Annotated in this window: 18 protein-coding genes; 11 read left to right on the top strand and 7 right to left on the bottom strand. The window is 71.8% G+C overall.

From position 1 onward, the window contains the following. Positions 1-25: 25 nt before the first annotated feature. Complete coding sequence (locus AB0Q96_RS14920) at positions 26-466, top strand: GNAT family N-acetyltransferase (protein ID WP_365325333.1); 441 nt, start codon at positions 26-28, stop codon at positions 464-466. Here AB0Q96_RS14920 and AB0Q96_RS14915 read toward each other — a convergent pair. The 3 genes from AB0Q96_RS14915 to AB0Q96_RS14905 are packed head-to-tail and all read right to left on the bottom strand — an operon-like array spanning position 450 to position 2238. After that, positions 450-1109 (bottom strand): GNAT family N-acetyltransferase, encoded by a 660-nt coding sequence (locus AB0Q96_RS14915; protein WP_365325331.1) that lies wholly within the window; start codon positions 1107-1109, stop codon positions 450-452. The two genes, AB0Q96_RS14920 and AB0Q96_RS14915, sit on opposite strands and share 17 nt — an antisense overlap. Positions 1110-1123: 14 nt before the next feature. Then, complete coding sequence (locus tag AB0Q96_RS14910; RefSeq protein WP_365325440.1) at positions 1124-1999, bottom strand: helix-turn-helix domain-containing protein; 876 nt, start codon at positions 1997-1999, stop codon at positions 1124-1126. Further along, entirely contained in the window at positions 1996-2238 is a 243-nt protein-coding gene (locus AB0Q96_RS14905) for a hypothetical protein (RefSeq protein ID WP_365325329.1), read from the bottom strand. Before AB0Q96_RS14905 ends, AB0Q96_RS14910 begins: the two co-directional genes overlap by 4 nt. A gap of 249 nt (positions 2239-2487) precedes the next feature. Here AB0Q96_RS14905 and AB0Q96_RS14900 point away from each other — a divergent pair, with 249 nt between their 5' ends. After that, positions 2488-3336: an ABC transporter substrate-binding protein gene (locus AB0Q96_RS14900; protein WP_365325327.1), complete on the top strand. Its 849-nt coding sequence runs from the start codon at positions 2488-2490 to the stop codon at positions 3334-3336. A gap of 37 nt (positions 3337-3373) precedes the next feature. Here AB0Q96_RS14900 and AB0Q96_RS14895 read toward each other — a convergent pair whose 3' ends face one another. Then, positions 3374-3778: a MerR family transcriptional regulator gene (locus tag AB0Q96_RS14895; RefSeq protein ID WP_365325438.1), complete on the bottom strand. Its 405-nt coding sequence runs from the start codon at positions 3776-3778 to the stop codon at positions 3374-3376. Positions 3779-4063: 285 nt separating this feature from the next. Here AB0Q96_RS14895 and AB0Q96_RS14890 point away from each other — a divergent pair, with 285 nt between their 5' ends. After that, complete coding sequence (locus tag AB0Q96_RS14890) at positions 4064-6058, top strand: APC family permease (protein WP_365325325.1); 1995 nt, start codon at positions 4064-4066, stop codon at positions 6056-6058. Here the strand turns inward: AB0Q96_RS14890 and AB0Q96_RS14885 are convergent. Continuing rightward, positions 6055-6678, bottom strand: coding sequence for a hypothetical protein (locus tag AB0Q96_RS14885; protein ID WP_365325324.1), 624 nt, complete (start codon positions 6676-6678; stop codon positions 6055-6057). The two genes, AB0Q96_RS14890 and AB0Q96_RS14885, sit on opposite strands and share 4 nt — an antisense overlap. Positions 6679-6922: 244 nt before the next feature. Here AB0Q96_RS14885 and hemL point away from each other — a divergent pair, with 244 nt between their 5' ends. The 8 genes from hemL to AB0Q96_RS14845 all read left to right on the top strand — a co-directional run bounded on the left by hemL (position 6923) and on the right by AB0Q96_RS14845 (position 15202). Then, positions 6923-8230, top strand: a complete 1308-nt coding sequence (gene hemL / locus AB0Q96_RS14880) for a glutamate-1-semialdehyde 2,1-aminomutase (RefSeq protein ID WP_365325322.1) — start codon at positions 6923-6925, stop codon at positions 8228-8230. Between the two features lie 92 nt (positions 8231-8322). Continuing rightward, a complete protein-coding gene (locus tag AB0Q96_RS14875) occupies positions 8323-8970 on the top strand; it encodes a histidine phosphatase family protein (protein ID WP_365325436.1) in 648 nt (215 codons plus the stop codon). A 161-nt stretch (positions 8971-9131) separates the two neighbouring features. Then, positions 9132-10376, top strand: coding sequence for a hypothetical protein (locus AB0Q96_RS14870; RefSeq protein ID WP_365325320.1), 1245 nt, complete (start codon positions 9132-9134; stop codon positions 10374-10376). Between the two features lie 77 nt (positions 10377-10453). Beyond that, positions 10454-11059 carry a TlpA disulfide reductase family protein gene (locus tag AB0Q96_RS14865; protein ID WP_365325318.1) on the top strand — a complete coding sequence of 202 codons (606 nt, stop codon included), beginning with the start codon at positions 10454-10456 and terminating at the stop codon, positions 11057-11059. Positions 11060-11069: 10 nt separating this feature from the next. Beyond that, entirely contained in the window at positions 11070-11807 is a 738-nt protein-coding gene (locus tag AB0Q96_RS14860; protein ID WP_365325316.1) for a cytochrome c biogenesis protein CcdA, read from the top strand. Positions 11808-11818: 11 nt separating this feature from the next. Next, positions 11819-13519, top strand: a complete 1701-nt coding sequence (locus AB0Q96_RS14855) for a cytochrome c biogenesis protein ResB (protein WP_365325314.1) — start codon at positions 11819-11821, stop codon at positions 13517-13519. A gap of 41 nt (positions 13520-13560) precedes the next feature. Next, complete coding sequence (gene ccsB / locus AB0Q96_RS14850; RefSeq protein WP_365325434.1) at positions 13561-14613, top strand: c-type cytochrome biogenesis protein CcsB; 1053 nt, start codon at positions 13561-13563, stop codon at positions 14611-14613. Positions 14614-14671: 58 nt separating this feature from the next. Then, the gene (locus AB0Q96_RS14845) at positions 14672-15202 is read left to right on the top strand and encodes an SRPBCC domain-containing protein (RefSeq protein ID WP_365325312.1); all 531 of its coding nucleotides are present in this window, start codon (positions 14672-14674) and stop codon (positions 15200-15202) included. 24 nt (positions 15203-15226) lie between these two features. Here the strand turns inward: AB0Q96_RS14845 and AB0Q96_RS14840 are convergent, their stop codons facing one another. Next, positions 15227-16759, bottom strand: coding sequence for a hypothetical protein (locus AB0Q96_RS14840; protein ID WP_365325310.1), 1533 nt, complete (start codon positions 16757-16759; stop codon positions 15227-15229). Positions 16760-16763: 4 nt separating this feature from the next. Beyond that, on the bottom strand, positions 16764-18809 hold the full coding sequence (locus AB0Q96_RS14835; protein ID WP_365325308.1) for a hypothetical protein: 2046 nt from the start codon (positions 18807-18809) through the stop codon (positions 16764-16766). Positions 18810-18896: the final 87 nt, after the last annotated feature.

Raw genomic sequence — 18896 nt, 5'->3', positions numbered from 1 at the left:
CCGGGCCCCGGGGTACGGTCCCGCCATGAAGATCATCGATGTCGAGCCCGGCGATCCGCGCCTGGAGTCCGAGCTCCTGCCCGTGCTGAGCGAGCTGCGCCCGCACCTGACGCCGGAGCTGTTCCACGACGTGTACGAGCGGGGGTACCCGCAGGGGCTGCGGTTCAGCGCCGCGTACGCCGACGACGGCGCGTGTGTCGGGGTCGCCGGATGGCGGATCGTCCACAACACCAGCTCCGTGAAGAAGCTGTACGTGGACGACCTGGTGACCAAGGCCGTCAGCCGGTCGAGCGGCGTCGGGCACGCGCTCGTCGAGCACCTCGAAGGGCACGCCCGCGCGGCCGACTGCTTCGAGCTGAACCTGGACTCCGGCACCCACCGCACCGGAGCCCATCGCTTCTACCTGCGGGAACGATTCGACATCGTCGCCTTCCATTTCACCCGGATGCTCAAGAGCCTGGGGTAGTGAGACCTGGGGTAGTGAGACCTGGGGTAGTGAGACCTGGGGTAGTGAGACCTGGGGTAGTGGGAGCGGGGGGAGTGAGTTCGAGACGCCAGTCGTTGCAGCGCATCCGCCGGCCCGGCGGGTACTCGAACTCCCGCTCCGTGAGCAGCGTGAAGCCCGCCTTGCGGCACACCGCGTTCGACGGCGCGTTCTCCGTGGACGGGTAGGCGTGCAGGTGGCGGAATCGGCCCTCCGCCCGGGCCCGTTCCACCACCGCGAGCGTCGCCGCCGTCGCCACGCCCCGGCCCTGGAATCCGGGGAGCACGGTCCAGCCCGTCTCGTACACGGAAGTGCTCGGGGTGCCCGGAGTGTCCGGGGTGTCCGGCGTGCCGGTGTCCTCCACGTGCTCCCAGAACCCGATCGAGCCCGCCGCCTTCTCCTCCGGCAGCAGCACGATCCGGAACATGCACCCCGCGCGGTCGGCGTCCACGCTCAGCCGCTCGTAGCGCAGCTGGCGGGCCGCGAGCTGCTGTTCGGTCTCCGGGCCGCCCAGATGCTCCATCAGCTCCGGCGCGTTCATGGCCCGGAGGAGCCAGAAGTCCTCCGCCGACCAGGGTTCGAGCCGTACCGTGTCGTGCGCGCCGTTCCCGCTCTCCTCGTCCATGCGCGCACCCTAGGTCACGCCGCTGACAGTGCCCGGGCGTACGCGGTCGGCGGCACTCCCACGGTGGCCGTGAAGTCCCGTACGAGATGGGCCTGGTCGCTGTAGCCGAGTTCGGCGGCGAGCCGGGACCAGTCCGGGGTGCCGGCCGCCGGGGCGGACCTGGCGCGTTCCAGGGCCTCGTGGATGCGGTAGCGGAGGATGACCCACTTCGGGCCGACGCCGACGTACGTGGCGAACAGGCGCTGGAGCGAGCGCGGCGAGAGTCCGGCCTCGTGGGCGAGGACCGAGACGCGGCGCATCGCGCGGTCCGTGCGGACCAGGTCGACCAGTGCCATGGCCTCGTCGGCGAGCGGGTCCGGGTCGGGGCCGTGGGCCAGCAGGAACGCGTCCAGCGCGGCCACGCGGGCCGTGTCCTCGGCGGGGGACAGGACGCCCGAGACCTCGGCGGGGCCGGTGGCCGGGAAGGCTTCCGTGAGCGGGGTGATCCGGCCCGTCCAGTGCGAGACCGGCCACGTGGCGGCGAACGGGCGGAAGCCGCCGGGCCGGAACTGCACGCCGCAGACCCGGCCGGTGCCGGTCAGGCGCTTCGTGAACAGGCCGAGGCCGATGCCGGACAGGACGGCCGAGCCACCGGCCCCTCCGCCCCCTCCGCCTCCCCCGGCGATACCAGCGCTCCCCGTGTTCCCGGAGTGCTCGAACACCACGTTCACCGACGGGTGCGGGACGACGTGGGACGCGTACGGCTCCGTCAGGTCCCAGTCGATCAGCCAGTAGTGCTCCAGGTACGGGCGGAGCGCGGGTGCGGGGGAGTGGCGGCGGAAGTGGACGCGGGTGAGGAGTTCGGCGGGGTCCACGATGCCCCGGGTGTCCCGGCGCGGGTGAGGGCTCAGCGGAGCCGCCCCGCCGAGCTCAGCGAGAGGCGGGAGACGACCTGGCCGAAGACCTGCTCCTCGGCCGGGGTGAGGGCTACCGTCTCCTGCGGGTGCCAGATCCGCTCCAGCGGGGTCCTCGCCCGGTCGCGGCGGGCGCGGGCCCGCAGGCCCAGGGCGACCCAGACGGCGGCGGACAGGGCGAGGAGGCCGAAGAGGGTGATCACGCGGGGGTCCGAGAACTGGCCGGGCAAGGTCATGGCTGACTCCAGGGCGGGGGACCGCACGGTGGCGTGCCCAGGGCAGGGGCGCACGCGCGTACGGTGCTGTCGATTCCTACTGCTTCCTCCCGACCCGTTCAGTTAACACCACCCTGGGGGTCTTTCGGCAGGGGGGTCCGGGACCAAAGTCCCGCGGCGCGCGCCGGAGCGGAGGCCCTCTTGTGCGCGCCGTGGAACCGCTTCAAGGTGGCGGGGACGGAGGTTTCCGGCCGGGGAGGGAGCGGTCCTATGGCTGACGCGACGGGTACGGGCGGGTGGGGTTTCACCGACGACCGGGGTACGGCCCTGGCGGCGGGGCGCAGGCCGGAGCGGGTGGTGGCGTACGTACGGGCCGGGGCGGCCCTGCTGGACCTGGGCGTGCGGCCGGTCGCGGTGTACGGCTCCGGGCACGACGGCGAGCTGCTCGATCCGGTCAAGGCGGGCGGTCTGGCGGCGGCGGGCGTGCCGTACCTGGGGCCGGGGCGGGCGCTGGACGCGGCGCGGCTGCGGGCGCTGGGCGGCGTGGACCTGGTCGTGGACGTGACGTACGACGGGAAGAGCCCGTACGCCGTGGACGAGGCGCTCGCGGAGGAGCTGGCGGTGCCGTTGGCGGCGCTGTCGGTGGGTGGCGAGCTGACGCTGCCGGCGATCGTGGACCGGTTCGGGGAGCTGGCGGCCGAGCTGGGCGCGGCGGCCGGGTCCTCGGGGCGGGTGGGCGACGCGGAGGCGGCCTTGCGGGCGGCGGCCGGGCGTGCGGACGTGGGGGTGCTGGCGCTGTCGGGGGCCGGGCCCGAGCAGGTGCATCTGGCGCGCCCGCACGCCTGGCCCGAGCTGGCGCGCCTCGCCGAGCTGGGGGTGCGGTTCGTGGACCCGGGGCCGGGGCCCGGCGCGAACTGGCTGACGACCGACTGGGAGCACGCGGTGGGGCTCGCGCCGGACCTGGTGCTGTTCGACAGCCGGGCCAACGCGGTGCCGCCGCACGCGGTCCCGCCGGGGGCCCGGCTCGCCCCCTGGAACCCGGAGACCCCGCCGAGCCCCGCCGCGTGCGCCCGCTTCTTCCAGGACCTGGCGGCGGCCTTGGAGGGCCGGGAGGCGTAGCCGCGCGCCGGGCGACGGCCCGAGCGCTCCCGCCCCCCTACGGCAGCCGCGCCCGCAGCGACGCCGCGAACTCCTCCGCCCTGGTCAGCTGGGCGTGGAGTTCCGCGACGCGGGCGCTCGCGGCGCGTTCGTAGCCGCGGACGCGGGCGACGAGGGCGGCCCGGGTGGGCGGGTCGAGTTCGTCCGGGGTGTCCGGGGTGTCGGCGGCGAGGCGGTCGACGGCGGTGAGCAGGTCGCGGGTCTCGTCGAGGGTGAAGCCGAGCGGCTTCATGCGGCGGATCACCATCAGCCGGGCCACGTCGGCGTCCGTGTAGAGCGGGAAGCCGCCCTCGGAGGCCGCGGACGGGACGACGAGGCCGCTGTCCTCGTACTGGCGGATGGTGCGCAGGGGCAGTTCCGTGCGGGCCGCGACCTCGCCGATCTGCAGGGGGTCGCCGGTCACGCGGGGGGCGGTGCGCGTCGTGCTCACGGTGTCGGGTCCTTCCTCGTGCGGGCCCTTCGGAAGGGCCTCGTGCGGACTGTCGTGCGGACTGTCGTGCGGACTGTCGTGCTGACTCTCGTACGCGACCCTCGGTGCGGGCTCTCGTGCGGACTCGTACTGACTCTCAGGCGGGCTCTCGGGCCGGCTCGCCCGCGCTGTCGGGCCGGTGCGCCCAGGCCCTCGTCCGGGCCGTGGGCGGGCGCGGCTTCCATGTATTACATCCGATTCGTCCTAACTTCAGCACTTATGAGAGCTGGAAGCGTGGCGAAACGCCTGCTGGTAGGACGTCCGTTGGACAGCGCGCGGCTCGGCGAGACGCTGCTGCCGAAGCGGCTGGCCCTGCCGATCTTCTGCAGCGACCCGCTCTCCTCGGTGGCGTACGCGACCGAGGAGATCCTGCTGATCCTCGCCCTCGGCGGCCTCGCCGTGCTCCATCTGGCCTGGTACGCGGCGGTCGGCATCGTCGTCCTGCTGCTCGTGGTCGTCGCCTCCTACCGGCAGACCTGCTACGCCTACCCGGGCGGCGGCGGGGCGTACATCGTCGCCTCGGAGAACCTGGGCACCACGGCGGCGCTCACCGCGGCCGGCGCGCTGCTCATCGACTACGTGATGACCGTCGCCGTCTCCGTCGTCTCCGGGGTCGCCGCCATCACCTCCGCGGCGCCCGCGCTCGACGGGCACGCGACGCTCATGTCGGTGGGGTTCGTGGCCGTGATCGCCTGGCTGAACCTGCGCGGGGTGCGCGAGTCGGGCCGCTGGTTCGCGCTGCCCACCTACGCGTTCGTCACCGTGATCTACCTGATGTTCGCGGTCGCGGCGGCCCGGATGGCGACCGGCACGACGATCCGCGCCGAGTCGGCGGACCTGCCCGTCGAGGCGGTCTCCACCTACTCGGGCATCGCGCTCGTGCTGCTCGGGCTGCGGGCCTTCGCCTCCGGCTGCACGGCGCTGACCGGCGTCGAGGCGATCAGCAACGGCGTGCCGGCCTTCGCGAAGCCCAAGAGCCGCAACGCGGCCATGACCCTCGCGGTGATGGGCGGTCTTTCCGTGACCATGTTCTTCGGGATCACGGTGCTCGCCATGGTCTACCAGGTGCACGTCGCCGAGGACCCCACCCAGCTGGGGCTGCCGCCCGGCACCCCGACCTCGACCGCGCTCGCCCAGATCGGCCGCGCCACCTTCGGCGACTGGCACGTCCTCTTCTACGCCCTCCAGGCCGTCACCGCGGGCGTCCTCGTCCTGGCGGCCAACACCGCCTTCAACGGCTTCCCGATGCTCGCCTCCGTCCTGGGCCGCGACCGCTTCGCGCCCCGACAGCTCGTCCACCGCGGCGACCGGCTCGTCCACTCCAACGGCGTCCTCCTCCTCGCGCTGGCCGCCATCGCCCTGATCGTCGCCTTCGACGCCAACCTCACCCGGCTCATCCAGCTCTACATCCTGGGCGTCTTCGTCTCCTTCACGCTGTCCCAGGCGGGCATGGTCAAGCACTGGCGGCGAGAACTCGCCACGCCGGCCGGTGCCGCCGAGCGCCCGCACATCCTGCGCCGGCTGGCGATCAACGCGTTCGGCGCCTGTCTGACGGCGGTCGTCCTCGTCATCGTCCTCATCACCAAGTTCACGCACGGCGCCTGGATCGTCGTCATCGCCATGCCGGTGCTCTTCGCCGGGATGAAGGGGGTGCGCCGGCACTACGACGCCGTCGCCGCGGAGGTGGCCGTCGCCCCCGACGCCCACCCGCAGCCCCTCGCCGCGAACCACGTCCTGGTCCTCGTGTCCTCGGTCACCGCGCCGAGCCTGCGCGCCCTGTCGTACGCGAAGACCCTGAAGCCCGCCTCGCTGACCGCGGTCACCGTCGCCGAGGACGTCGCCCAGGCGGAGGCGCTGCGCGCCTCCTGGGAGGCCCACGGCATCGACGTACCACTACGGGTGCTGAACTCGCCCTACCGGTCGATCGTGCAGCCGCTGCTGCGGCACATCCGCGACGCGCCCGAGCGTTCCCCCGACTCGGTGCTCTCCGTGGTCATCCCCGAGTACGTGGTCGGCCGCTGGTGGGAGCAGCCGCTGCACAACCAGAGCGCGCTACGGCTGAAGACACGCCTGCTGTTCATGAAGAACGTCGTCGTCATCGACGTGCCCTACCGGCTCGCGTCGGCCCGGGAACTGGCCGCCGAGCGCGCGAGGGCCGCCGACGAAGCCGCCGGACTCGTACGCCGGGACGAGGGACCCCGGGACCCGGCCTAGGGCCACACCAGGCAGTACGGCTGGTGGCCCGCCTCGTGCAGACGGACCGAGAAGTCCTGCCACTCGTGGAGCAGCTGGTAGACGTTGAAGGCGTCCCGGGGGCCGCCGCGGTCGGGGACCGTGGACCAGATGAAGGCGGCGGCGCCGACCGACTCCTCGCCGATGCCGCGCAGCGGGTCGACGACGGTCATGGGCAGCTTCACCACGGCGTAGTCGGGGTGCAGCACCACCAGTTCCAGCGGGGGCACCTTGTACAGGGGCATGCCCTGGATGCCGGTGAGCACCATCGCGGCTATGGTCTCCGGCTTGATCTTGGTGAACATGCCGCCCATGCCGAGCTCGTCACCGCCGAGCTCCTCAGGGCGCATCGAGATGGGCACCCGGGCCGCCGTCGCTCCGTCGGGCGCGCCGAAGTACTTGTACGTCACCCCCAAGCGTCCTCCCCGCGACTCCTCGGCCTTCGGCTTGTCCGCCCCCGGCTCGCCCGGTCCCGCCGGCTCTCCCGTCCGCGGGGCGTTGGCCCTGGGCTCCTCGGCCCTCCGGCGCCGGTGCCTCCCCCGCCGGACAGGGTCGGGACCCAGGTCGTCGGTCCCCTCGCCCGGTCCGCCACCGCGATGCATATCTCCACCCGACTGCTGTTCCGGGCCGCGCGTCTCCGCGGCGTGACCCGATCATCGTGACAATGACCTCCCCCACGTTCGTACGGTGAAACACCTGTCCGCAAGAACGCCGTGGCCTCTGACACCATGGATTCCGTGAGCCATCCCTATGACGCCCCAGTTTCGCAGACGCGGAGGACAGACGCCCCGGCGTAATTCAGAGGGTGCTCACTCCATCCCTCCGTACTCGCAGGTCAGGATCCCAGTGCCGTATTCATACGAAGCCCCAGTCTCACAGACGCTTTTCGACCGCGCGTCCCTTGTGACGCCCGGCGGCGTGAACTCACCGGTGCGCGCCTTCCGTGCCGTGGGCGGTACGCCCCGGTTCATGGTGTCCGGTACCGGTCCGTATCTCACCGACGCCGACGGGCGTGAGTACGTCGACCTCGTGTGCTCGTGGGGTCCGATGATCCTCGGTCACGCGCACCCGGAGGTGACCGCGGCCGTGCAGGCGGCGGTGGTCCGCGGTACCTCGTTCGGTACGCCGGGCGAGGGCGAGGTCGCGCTCGCGGAGGAGATCGTCGCGCGGGTCGAGCCGGTCGAGCAGGTCCGGCTGGTCTCCAGCGGCACCGAGGCCACGATGTCGGCGATCCGGCTGGCCCGCGGCTTCACCGGCCGCGCCAAGGTCGTGAAGTTCGCCGGCTGCTACCACGGGCACGTGGACGCGCTGCTCGCCGCGGCCGGCTCCGGTGTCGCCACCTTCGGCCTGCCGGACACGCCCGGCGTGACGGGCGCGCAGGCCGGGGACACCATCGTGCTGCCGTACAACGACCTGGCCGCGGTGCAGGAGGCGTTCCACCGCTTCCCGGGCGAGATCGCCTGTGTGATCACCGAGGCGTCGCCGGGCAACATGGGCGTCGTTCCGCCGCTGCCGGGCTTCAACCAGGGTCTGAAGGACGCCTGCGCGAAGAACGGCGCGCTGTTCATCTCCGACGAGGTCATGACCGGTTTCCGCACCTCGCGGGCCGGCTGGTACGGCGTCGACGGGGTGAAGCCCGACCTGATGACCTTCGGCAAGGTCATGGGCGGCGGCTTCCCGGCGGCGGCCTTCGGCGGCCGTGCCGACGTGATGGGCCACCTCGCCCCGGCCGGCCCGGTCTACCAGGCGGGCACCCTGTCCGGTAACCCGATCGCCACCGCCGCCGGCCTCGCGCAGCTGAAGCTGCTGGACGCCGCCGCGTACGAGAAGGTCGACGCGGTCTCCGCGGAGATCCAGGGTCTGGTGACCGACGCGCTCACCAAGGAGGGCGTGGCGCACCGGCTGCAGACGGCGTCCAACATGTTCTCGGTCTTCTTCACCTCCTCCGAGGTGCGCGACTACGAGGACGCGAAGCGTCAGGAGGCGTTCCGCTTCAACGCCTTCTTCCACTCGATGCTCGCGGACGGGGTCTACCTGCCGCCGTCGGCGTTCGAGTCCTGGTTCGTGTCGGCCGCCCACGACGAGCGCGCCGTCGAGCGGATCGCCGCCGCGCTGCCGGCCGCCGCCCGCGCCGCCGCGGAGGCCACGGCATGAGCGACGTACGCCCCGAGGGCAACGCGAGCGACGTGAGCGGCCCGAGCGACCCGAGCGACCCGAGCGACACCGACATCACCGTCGTGCACCTGATGCGGCACGGCGAGGTCCACAACCCGGACGGGGTCCTGTACGGGCGCCGCGCGGGCTACCACCTGTCCGAGCTGGGCCGGCAGATGGCCGACCGGGTCGCCGAGCACCTGGCCGGCCGGGACATCACGCATGTCGTGGCCTCCCCGCTGGAGCGGGCGCAGGAGACGGCCACGCCGATCGCCAAGACCCACGGTCTGGACCTGGCCACGGACGGGCGCCTGATCGAGGCGGCGAACGTGTTCGAGGGCAAGACCTTCGGCGTCGGCGACGGGGCCCTGCGCAAGCCGGGCAACTGGAAGCACCTCACCAACCCGTTCCAGCCGTCCTGGGGCGAGCCGTACGTGGAGCAGGTCGTCCGGATGATGGGCGCGCTCGACGCGGCGAAGGACGCGGCGCGCGGGCACGAGGCGGTGTGCGTGAGCCACCAGCTGCCGATCTGGATCGTGCGCAGTTTCGTGGAGAAGCGCCGGCTGTGGCACGACCCGCGGCGGCGGCAGTGCACGCTGGCCTCGCTGACCTCGTTCACGTACCGGGGCGACCGGATCGTGTCGGTCGGCTACAGCGAGCCGGCCCTCGATCTGGTGCCGGTCCACCTGCGCGCCGGTGCGAAGCCTGTGAAGGGTAAGGCCAAGGCCTTCGGCGCGTAGCTCTTCCGCTCTATTGTTCGGGGCGGCCCGTGGTGATCAGTCACACGGGCCGCCCTAAAATATTTGTTCGTTTTTCCGGAACCTCCGTGTTCCTCAGGACATCTCACTGTTTGTCGGTTTGAAATGACTTCAGGTCATACGTCAGCGCGAATGGGGATGTCATGCGCGGGATCAGTCGAAGGGGACTTCTGGGGGCCGGGGTCGGTGCCGCGGCGGTGCTCGGGATCGCCGGATGCGGTGGTGGCAATCAGGACAAGTCGGGGCGTTCCGGGCCGGGCAAGGGTGGTGACGCGACCGGCGCCCCCGCGACGCCCACCCGGGACGACGGCCGGCTCATCGGCGACGGTTCGACCTCCGACACCGGAAAGCAGCCGAACCAGCCCGACGCCCCCGTCCCGCTCGAACCCGGCCAGACCCCGCCGCAGTTCGTGATCTTCTCCTGGGACGGCGCCGGCGAGGTCGGCAACGGCCTCTTCCCGCGCTTCCTCGAACTGGCCAAGAGCCACGACGCGGCCATGACCTTCTTCCTCTCCGGGCTCTACCTCCTGCCCGAGTCGAAGGCCCAGCTCTACCGCCCGCCGAACAACCGCGTCGGCGCCTCCGACATCGGCTACCTCACCGACGACCACGTCAAGCAGACCCTGAAGTACGTCCGCCAGGCCTGGCTGGAGGGCCACGAGATCGGCACCCACTTCAACGGGCACTTCTGCGGCGGCTCCGGCTCGGTCGCCAACTGGACCCCCGCCCAGTGGCAGAGCGAGATCGACCAGGCGATCGGCTTCGTCACCAAGTGGAAGACGAACAGCGGCTGGACCGACCTCGAACCGCTGCCCTTCGACTACACCAAGGAGCTCGTCGGCGGCCGCACCCCCTGCCTGCTGGGCCAGGACAACCTGCTGCCCACCGCCAAGCGGCTCGGCTGGCGCTACGACGCCAGCTCCCCGGGCGGCCGTCAGATGTGGCCGGTCAAGCGCGGCGGCCTGTGGGACCTGCCGCTCCAGGCCGTGCCGTTCCCCGGGCACTCCTTCGAGGTCCTCTCGATGGACTACAACATGCTCGCCAACCAGTCGAAGAACTCGACCAAGGGCATGCCCTCCCGCTACCCGGGCTGGCGCAAGCAGGCCACCGAGGCCTACCTGGCCGGTTTCAACCGGGCGTACGAGTCCAACCGCGCCCCCTTCTACATCGGCAACCACTTCGAGCAGTGGAACGGCGGCATCTACATGGACGCCGTCGAGGCCGCGCTCAAGGGCATGGCCGGCAAAAAGGACGTCCGGCTCGTCTCCTTCCGCCAGTTCTGCGACTGGCTGGACGTCCAGGACCCGAAGATCCTCGCCAAGCTGCGTACCCTGGAGGTCGGCCAGGCCCCGGCCGGCGGCTGGAACACGTTCCTCAGGCCGGCTTAAGCGATCTTGACAAGGGGCATCTGGGGCACGTAGGGGGGTGCCCAAGATCCGCGAAACGCCCATGCGAAACTTTTCACATGAGTCTTAGCCGTACCTCGCGACGCACCCTGCTCGCGGTCGGAACCGTGACGATCGCCCTTGCTCTCTCGGCCTGCAGCTCGGACACGAACGGCAAGTCCGGCGGCGGTGGCGACACCAACTTCGTGACCAACACGGGCGGTATCTCCACCGTCGCCAAGGGCGAGCGCAAGCCCGTCGCCACGCTCTCGGGCGACACGCTCGAAGGCAAGCGGCTCGACGTCGCCGACCTCAAGGGCAAGGTCGTCGTCCTCAACGTCTGGGGCTCCTGGTGCCCTCCCTGCCGGGCCGAGGCACCGCACTTCGCCAAGGTCGCCAAGGACCTCAAGGCCAAGGGCGTGGAGTTCGTCGGCATCAACACCCGCGACCCCAACAAGCAGCCCGCCCTCGCCTTCGAGGCGGACTACGGGGTGCCCTACCCCAGCCTCTACGACCCGGCCGGCAAGCTCATCGTGAGCGGCTTCCCCAAGGGCACGCTCAACCCGCAGGCCATCCCCTCCACCGTCGTCCTGGACAAGAACGGCAAGGTCGCCGCGCGTTCGCTGATGGCGCTCGACGAGACCAAGCTCCGCTCCATGATCGAACCCCTGATCGCGGAGAAGTGAGAGGCACGACGTGAACGAGACGGTCTTCAGCGGAGCCCTTCTGCTGGCCCTGCCCATCGCCGTCCTCGGCGGTCTGGTCTCCTTCTTCTCGCCGTGCGTGCTGCCGCTCGTCCCCGGTTACCTGAGCTACGTCACCGGGGTCACCGGCACCGACCTCGCCGAGGCGCGGCGCGGCCGGATGGCCGGCGGGGCGGCCCTGTTCGTGCTCGGCTTCACCGTCGTGTTCGTCTCCGGCGGCGCGCTGTTCGGCTACTTCGGCTCGACCCTCCAGGAGTACCGCGGGACGCTCACCACCGTCCTCGGCGTGCTCATGATCCTCATGGGCGTCTTCTTCGTCGGCCTCATGCCCTGGTTCACCCAGCGCGAGTTCCGCTTCCACAAGAGGCCCGTCACCGGCCTCGTCGGCGCGCCGCTGCTCGGCGCGCTCTTCGGCATCGGCTGGACGCCCTGCATCGGCCCGACCCTCGCCTCCGTCACCGCGCTCGCCGCGAACGAGGCCAGCGCCGGCCGCGGGGCGCTGCTGACCGTCGCGTACTGTCTCGGCCTCGGGCTCCCCTTCATCCTCACCGCCATCGCCTTCCGCAAGGCGCTCGGCGCGTTCGGCTGGGTGAAGAAGCACTACACCTGGGTGATGCGGGTCGGCGGCGCGATGATGATCGTCACCGGTCTGCTGCTCCTCACAGGAGTGTGGGACAGCATGGTGGCCGACATGCAGAGCTGGTCCAGCGGTTTCACGGTGGGGATCTGAGGGTTTTCGACATGAGCAAGACCGAAACGACGGAACAGCAGGAGCCCCTCGGCGACGCCGGGGCCCAGCTGTCCACCGCCCCCCGGGAGGAGTCCGTCCTCGGCGGGCCCACCCTCGGCCCGTTCGGCTGGGTCCGCTGGTTCTGGCGCCAGCTGACCTCCATGCGGGTCGCCCTGATCCTCCTCTTCATGCTCTCGCTCGGCTCGATCCCGGGCTCCCTCATCCCGCAGACCAGCGCGGACGAGGTGAAGGTGCGCACCTTCAAGGAAGCCCACGAGACGCTCACGCCGGTCTACGAGAAGCTCCAGCTCTTCGACGTCTACAGCTCGGTGTGGTTCTCCGCGATCTACATCCTGCTGTTCGTCTCCCTCATCGGCTGCATCGTGCCCCGCACCTGGCAGTTCGTCGGCCAGCTCCGCAGCCGCCCGCCGGGCGCCCCCAAGCGGCTCACCCGCCTGCCCGCGTACACGACCTGGCGCACCGAGGCCGAGCCCGAGCAGGTCCGCGAGGCCGCGCTCGCGATGCTCAAGGGCCGCCGCTACCGCGCCCACCAGGTGGGCGACGCGGTCGCCGCCGAGAAGGGCTACCTGCGCGAGGCCGGCAACCTCATGTTCCACGTCGCGCTCATCGTGATGCTGGTGGCCTTCGCCTGGGGCGTGATGTTCAAGTCCGAGGGCGGCAAGCTGATCGTGGAGGGCGACGGCTTCTCCAACACGCTCACGCAGTACGACGACTTCAAGTCCGGCTCGCAGTTCGGCACCGACGAACTGGAGCCGTTCGGCTTCACCCTGGACAGCTTCACCGGCACCTACGAGAAGAGCGGCCCGCAGCGCGGCACCCCGCGCACCTTCGAGGCGGCCGTGCGCTACTCCGAGGTCGGCAAGCCGGAGAAGAAGGCGGTCATCCGCGTCAACGAGCCGCTGAAGGTCGGCGACGCCAAGGTCTTCCTGATCGCCCACGGGTACGCGCCCGTCGTCACCGTCAAGGACGGCCGCGGCAAGGTCGTCTACCACGGCGCCGTCCCGCTGCTGCCCTTCGACAACAACATCACCTCCACCGGCGCGATCAAGGTGATGGACGGCTACCGCGACAAGAACGGCAAGAAGGAACAGCTCGGCTTCAACGCCTTCTTCGTGCCCACCTTCGCCGGCGCCGGCAAGGGCCAGATGTTCTCCCAGTTCCCGGCGCTCGACTTCCCCGTGATGGCCGTCACCGGCTACCACGGCGACCTGCGCGTGAACTCCGGTCTGCCGCAGAACGTGTACCAGCTGGACACCTCCAAGATGAAGCAGTTCAAGGTCCAGGGAGGCACGGGCAGCGCGAACCGGCTGCTGCCCGGCGAGACCATGACGCTGCCCGACGGAGCGGGCTCGATCACCTTCGAGAAGGACATCAAGGAGTGGGCCAGCTTCTCCGTCACCCAGCAGCCCGGCAACGGCCTCGCCCTCGCCGGGGCGGTCGCCGCGATCGCCGGACTCAGCGGCTCGCTGTTCATCCAGCGCCGCCGGGTCTGGGTCCGGGCCGTGCGGGGCGAGGACGGCGTCACCGTCGTCGAGATGGCGGGCCTCGGCCGGAGCGAGTCCGCCAAGCTGCCCGAGGAGCTGGCCGGACTCGCGGTCACGCTCAACACCCAGGCGCCGACCGCGCCGGAACCACCCTCCGAAGAACCCGCCGAATCCGCGGAAGAACCTGCCGAAGGGGCTGAGAAGTGAATCTCGCCGCCACGACCCTCGCCGCCACGACCAACGAGAGCATGGCGCAGATGAGCAACACGCTCATCTACTCCTCGATGGCCGTCTACACCCTGGCCTTCCTGCTCTACATCGCCGAGTGGGTGCTCGGCAGCCGCAGCAAGGTCGCCCGCACGGCCGCCGCGCTGACCGGCCCCGAGGCGGCCGACAAGGCCCCGTCGGTCACCGTCACCTCGGCGGCGGGCGGCACCGCCGTCCTCGACCGCCCGAAGGTCGTCGTCCGCTCGGCGGCCGGCTCCCGGGACGTCCCCGACGGCCCCGGCGCGGCCGGCGGCACCGCCAAGGGCGACCTCTACGGCCGGATGGCGATCTCGCTGACCGTCCTCGCCTTCGCGATCCAGGCGACCAGCGTCGTCGTCCGCGCCCTCGCCGTGCAGCGCGCCCCCTGGGGCAACATGTACGAGTTCTCCACCACCTTCTCCACGGTGGCGGTCGGCGCGTTCCTCGGCTTCCTCCTGGCGAAGAAGAACGTCCGCTGGATCGGCCTGCCGCTGGTGACGGTCGTCCTGCTGGACCTCGGTGTCGCCACGACCGTGCTCTACACCTCCAGCGACCAGCTCGTCCCCGCGCTGCACTCGTACTGGATGTGGATCCACGTCTCGACCGCGATCATCTGCGGCTCGGTGCTCTTCCTCGGCGCCGTCGGCACCGTCGCGTACCTGCTGCGCGACTCGTACGAGAACAAGCTGGCGGGCGGCGGGAAGCCCAGCGCCCTCACCACCTCGGTGATGGAGCGGCTGCCCTCGGCGGCGACCCTGGACAAGTTCGCGTACCGGGTCAACGCGGCGACCTTCCCGCTGTGGACCTTCACGATCATCGCGGGCGCGATCTGGGCCGGCGACGCGTGGGGCCGCTACTGGGGCTGGGACGCCAAGGAGGTCTGGGCCTTCATCACCTGGGTCGGCTACGCCGCCTACCTGCACGCCCGGGCGACGGCCGGCTGGAAGGGCCGCAAGGCCGCGTACATCGCGCTCATCGCCTTCGGCTGCTTCCTCTTCAACTACTACGGCGTCAACATCTTCGTGAGCAGCAAGCACTCCTACGCGGGCGTCTGAGCCGGCTCCGGGCCGCTCCGCGCTAGCGGGCGACGGGCCCCGGGGTCACGCTGGAGGTATGAGCGAGATTCCCCGGGGCAGGAGCGAGACCCACGACGGCGACACGCACCTGCTGCGGTTCACGGCCGGACTCCCGCACCCGATGCCCCTGGTGTGGGCGGCCGTCGCCAGCCCCGAGGGCCTGCCGCAGTGGCTCTGCGCGGCCGACCCCCTGGAGCCGCGGCTCGACGGGAACGTCACGCTGCGTTGGCTGAACGGCGACACGGTCGTCTCGGGCCGGGTGACCGCCTGGGACCCCGACAACGTGGCCGAGTACACGGTCGGCCCGCCGCACGGCCGGATCCGGTTCCACCTGGAACCCGGACCGGACGGCGGCGGGTCGACCGTGCTGCGTTTCACCGCCGAGTTCCGCGGGACGCGCGGCGTGAAGCTGGACATGCTGGCCGGCTGGCACGAGCACCTGGAACGACTCGCCCGCGCCCTGGCCGGCCACCCCACGGACTGGCGCGACTGGACCCCCGAGCGCTGGAGCGCGCTCCGCGAGCTGTACGGGCGGGACGACGCGCCCTGGCCCCGCTGGGAGCCGTAGGACACGCCCGGCCCGCCCGGGGTGTCACCCCTTGCCGGGCGGCAGGCAGCTCTCCGCCGGGGGCCTGCCCTCCGGCCAGGCGATCGCGACGAAGCGCTGGGTGCCGTCCTGGGCGAGCTCGACGATCGGGACGGCCTTGTTGTACGGGTTGCCGTAGTTGTCCAGGCAGATCCAGCCGCTCGCGCCCTGCACCCGCAGGGAGCCCTTCACCTGCGGCCACTGCACCGGGACGTCCGCGAGCTCCGGGTACGCGGCCTTGTCCGGGGTGGCCTGCCGGATCGCGTGGACGGCCGTCGCCATCGCGTCGTACGCGACGATCGCCTGCCCGTCGGCGAGCGGCACCGGCTTCTTGGAGGCGCGCGCGATGTCGCCGACGAAGGTGTCGTACGCGATGGTCGAGCCGCCCGTCGCCGGGACCGGCCGCCCGGGGGCGGGGCGCCAGGCGTCGGGGTGGGCGAGCGAGGCGTAGCGGACGGTCAGCCGCGCCTTGAGGGCGGCCCGGTTCAGCTGGGCGTCGTTGCCCAGGTACGAGCCCTCGTCGCCGGTGAGGATGGTGAACGGGCGGTCGATGCAGCCGCGGGCGCCCAGCGCGTTGATGAACTGGCGCAGCTGGGTGTGGCGGCCGGCGAAGAAGACCGTCTCGGCGCGGGTGTCGCAGATGAGGTGGGTGATCTGCCGGAAGGTGTTGGCGGTGGTGCCCTCCTCGGTCGGGTCCGGCGGCGAGGTGAACAGCTGCGGCTCGTAGGGCGCGCCCTTGAGGGAGGCCGAGAACGCCGCCTTCAGGGTGTCGGTGTAGTGGTCGCCGTTGCGGGTGTCCTGGACGAGGATGGCCTTGGCCGCGTTCACCTTGCCGAAGTGGGCGAGGGCCTTCGCCTCGTCGCTGTTGGTGGGGGAGACCCGGGCGAGCCCGGGGTACTTGTCGTGGCCGGGTCCGTCGGCGATGTCGTCGGCGGTGATGGTGGTGCCGACGACGGCGATGCCCGCGCCGGTCAGGGCCGCCACCGCCAGGCGTATCTCGGTGGACGAGGTGGCGACGCCGGTGACCGCGCGCAGCCGGGCCGGACCGTCGGTCATGCCCTTCAGCTGCTCGACGACGCTCTCCCAGTGGGCGTTGCCCTTGCCGGTGTTGGCGAGCACCAGGCGGATCTTCGGGGTCTCGCTGTTGGACTCGTGGTTGGCCCGGTACTGGCGGGCGTAGGCGCCCTGGAGCTCGTGCAGGACCTTGACCCGCATGCCGGGGTCGGGCGAGGTCAGCGGGAGGAAGACGGCGACGGTGGCGTACGTGTCGGGCTTCAGGGTGGCGTTCTCGCGCTGGATGAGCCCGGCGACCTCGGCCAGGCCGGGGACGCCGAAGGCGTAGCCGTCGCCGTTGACGCCGACGCACTCGGTGGAGCCCTGGGGGCGCTCCACGCCCGCCGCGCAGGAACGGTCCTCCGGAGTGACCCAGGCCCGGATCCCGTAGAACAGCGGCACACCGAGGACGACCAGGGCGATCAGTCCGGCGAACAGCTTCTGTCTCGCGGTGTAGAGGTAACGGTTGCGCAGCCGGTTGGCCATGGCCTCAGACTCCGTCCTCGCGGCCCGGCGGCAGTGACAGGCGCCGCCAGGCGTGAATGTCCCTCGGCCAGTGGGTGGCCGCGTCCCACAACGGGCTGTTGCCGGTCAGATGACGCCCGGACAGCTGGCGCAGCTCGTGCGCCAGCTTCTCGGTGACGTCGTCGTCGGGCAGGGCGAGCGGATCGGTGAGCAGCCATACGGCGTGCAGCAGACGCCGTACGGACAGGTGGAGTTCGGTCGCCTCGGCGTCGAGCCCGGCGGGCAGCCGGTCCGGCACCTGCCGGCCGAGCGCGGCGTCACGGCGCGGGTCGGGGCCGGTGCGGCCGGCGACCCGCGGGTACGGGGCGGAGGCGATGAACCGCAGCCGGCCCAGCCAGCCCACCACGTCGAGCTGGTGGAAGGTGCTCCGCAGATGGGCGACCGCGTCCTCGGCCCGGCCCAGGGCGAGCTCGTGATGGAGCCGGTACGGACGGGCCGTGTTCGGATCGTCCCCGCCGTAGTGCCGGTGCAGGGTCTCGTGGACCGCCCGCCAGGCGTCGTGGCGCGGGTGGTCGCCGTCGGCGAACCGCAGCCGGTGCAGCAGCAGGGCGCGCAGCAGCGGGTCGCCGACGAAGTGCTCGGGGCCCTCCGGCCAGTCCTCGGCGCGCAGCTGGTCGCGAACCCGCAGCGCCATGTCGCCGTCGCGGGACTCGGTGTGCAGCCGGGTGCGGGCGAGCAGCCGGGCCGACACCTCGTCGTGGGCGGCGGCCAGCACGGTGAACGGCTCCAGGCGCGGCTGCGGCAGGAGCGCGGCGAGCAGGGCCGGGGCGACGGGCACCGGGTGGGCGTCCTCGCGGAGTTCCACGTCGCGGTCGAGGAGGGCGCCGGGGGTGAGCCCGGGCCGTTCGGAGCGTGGCGTCTCGGCGGCGGCCTGCCCGAGCAGCGTCACGCCCAGCGGGCGCCCGCCGGTCAGCCGGTGCACGCCCCGGGCCAGTTCGGCCGGGGTCAGTCCGGAGGGGTCGAGCCGGTCGAAGGCGGCCTGGGTCTGGGCGGCGGACAGCGGGGTCAGCTCGACGGCGAGGATGCCGGAGGTGACGTCGCCGCCGCGCTCGCAGGGCGCCCGGTGGGTGGTCTCGGGCAACCGCAGGCGGCGGGCGTGCCGCATGCCGTCGTGCCGGCCGACCCGGGAGGTCGCGAAGACGACCACCTTGTCGCGGCGGCCGTCGTGGCGGCCCCGCAGGACCGGCTCGACGAGCCGTCGGCCGAGCTCGCCGTGGGCGTTGTCCAGGAGCAGGACGGGCCGGCCGCGCCGGGTGCCGACCCGGGTCAGGCCCTTGTACGCCTGCCCCAGGTCCTCGACGAGCGCGCCGACGAGGAAGTCCTCGGCCTCCTGGCGGCGCCGGCCGCCCGCCTCGAAGTCGATGGCGAGCTGCTGGAGCCCGGCCTTGCCGCGCCCGCCGGCGTTGCGGTAACTCCCGTACCAGCTCTCGGACTTCTGGTGGAAGCGACCGAAGACCTCCTCCATGACCGTCTCCACGGTGGCCTCGGCGAGCAGCCCGGCCAGCGGGACGGCGGCGTCGGCGAAGGTGGCGGCCAGCTTGGTGAGGACCTTGGTGACCCAGTTGGTGGCGGCGCCCTTGGTGGCGTCGACGGTCGACAGGACCGGGCCGAGCCGCTGGAGGTCGCGCTGGGCCCGTTCCTCGTCCTGCTGGGTCCAGCTGATGGAGGCGACCGCGACCAGGCCGAGCGAGAGCCTCGGGAACTGCACGGACTTCGCCCCGGTCACCCGCGGCGACAGCTGGACGGCGAGCTCGGCCAGCGCGCCCGTGAGCTCGGTCCAGCCCGGTCCGTGGTCGGCGGGCGGCTCGATCCGCTCGCAGTCGATCAGCGCGAGCGGGGTGGCCCCCTTGTAGGTGTTGCGGAGCTGTTTGAGCAGCGCGGACTTGCCCATGCCGCGCCCGCCCGTGAAGACGACCACGGGCGGATCCTCGCCGTGCTCGAACGCGACCCGCGCGAAATCCTGGCCGCGGAGCCCGATGAGCCGCGCCGCGAGTCCCGAGTCGTGGAACACCGCCTCGCGACCGTAGAGGACTCTGTCCACCCGCCACCCCCGCATCCCACCAGACGTGCCCCGTCACATCCTCAAGTCCAGGATATC

Origin of the sequence: Streptomyces sp. NPDC093111 (assembly GCF_040683955.1) — a bacterium.
Taxonomy (GTDB): domain Bacteria; phylum Actinomycetota; class Actinomycetes; order Streptomycetales; family Streptomycetaceae; genus Streptomyces.
This window is presented reverse-complemented; position numbering and strand designations above follow the sequence as displayed.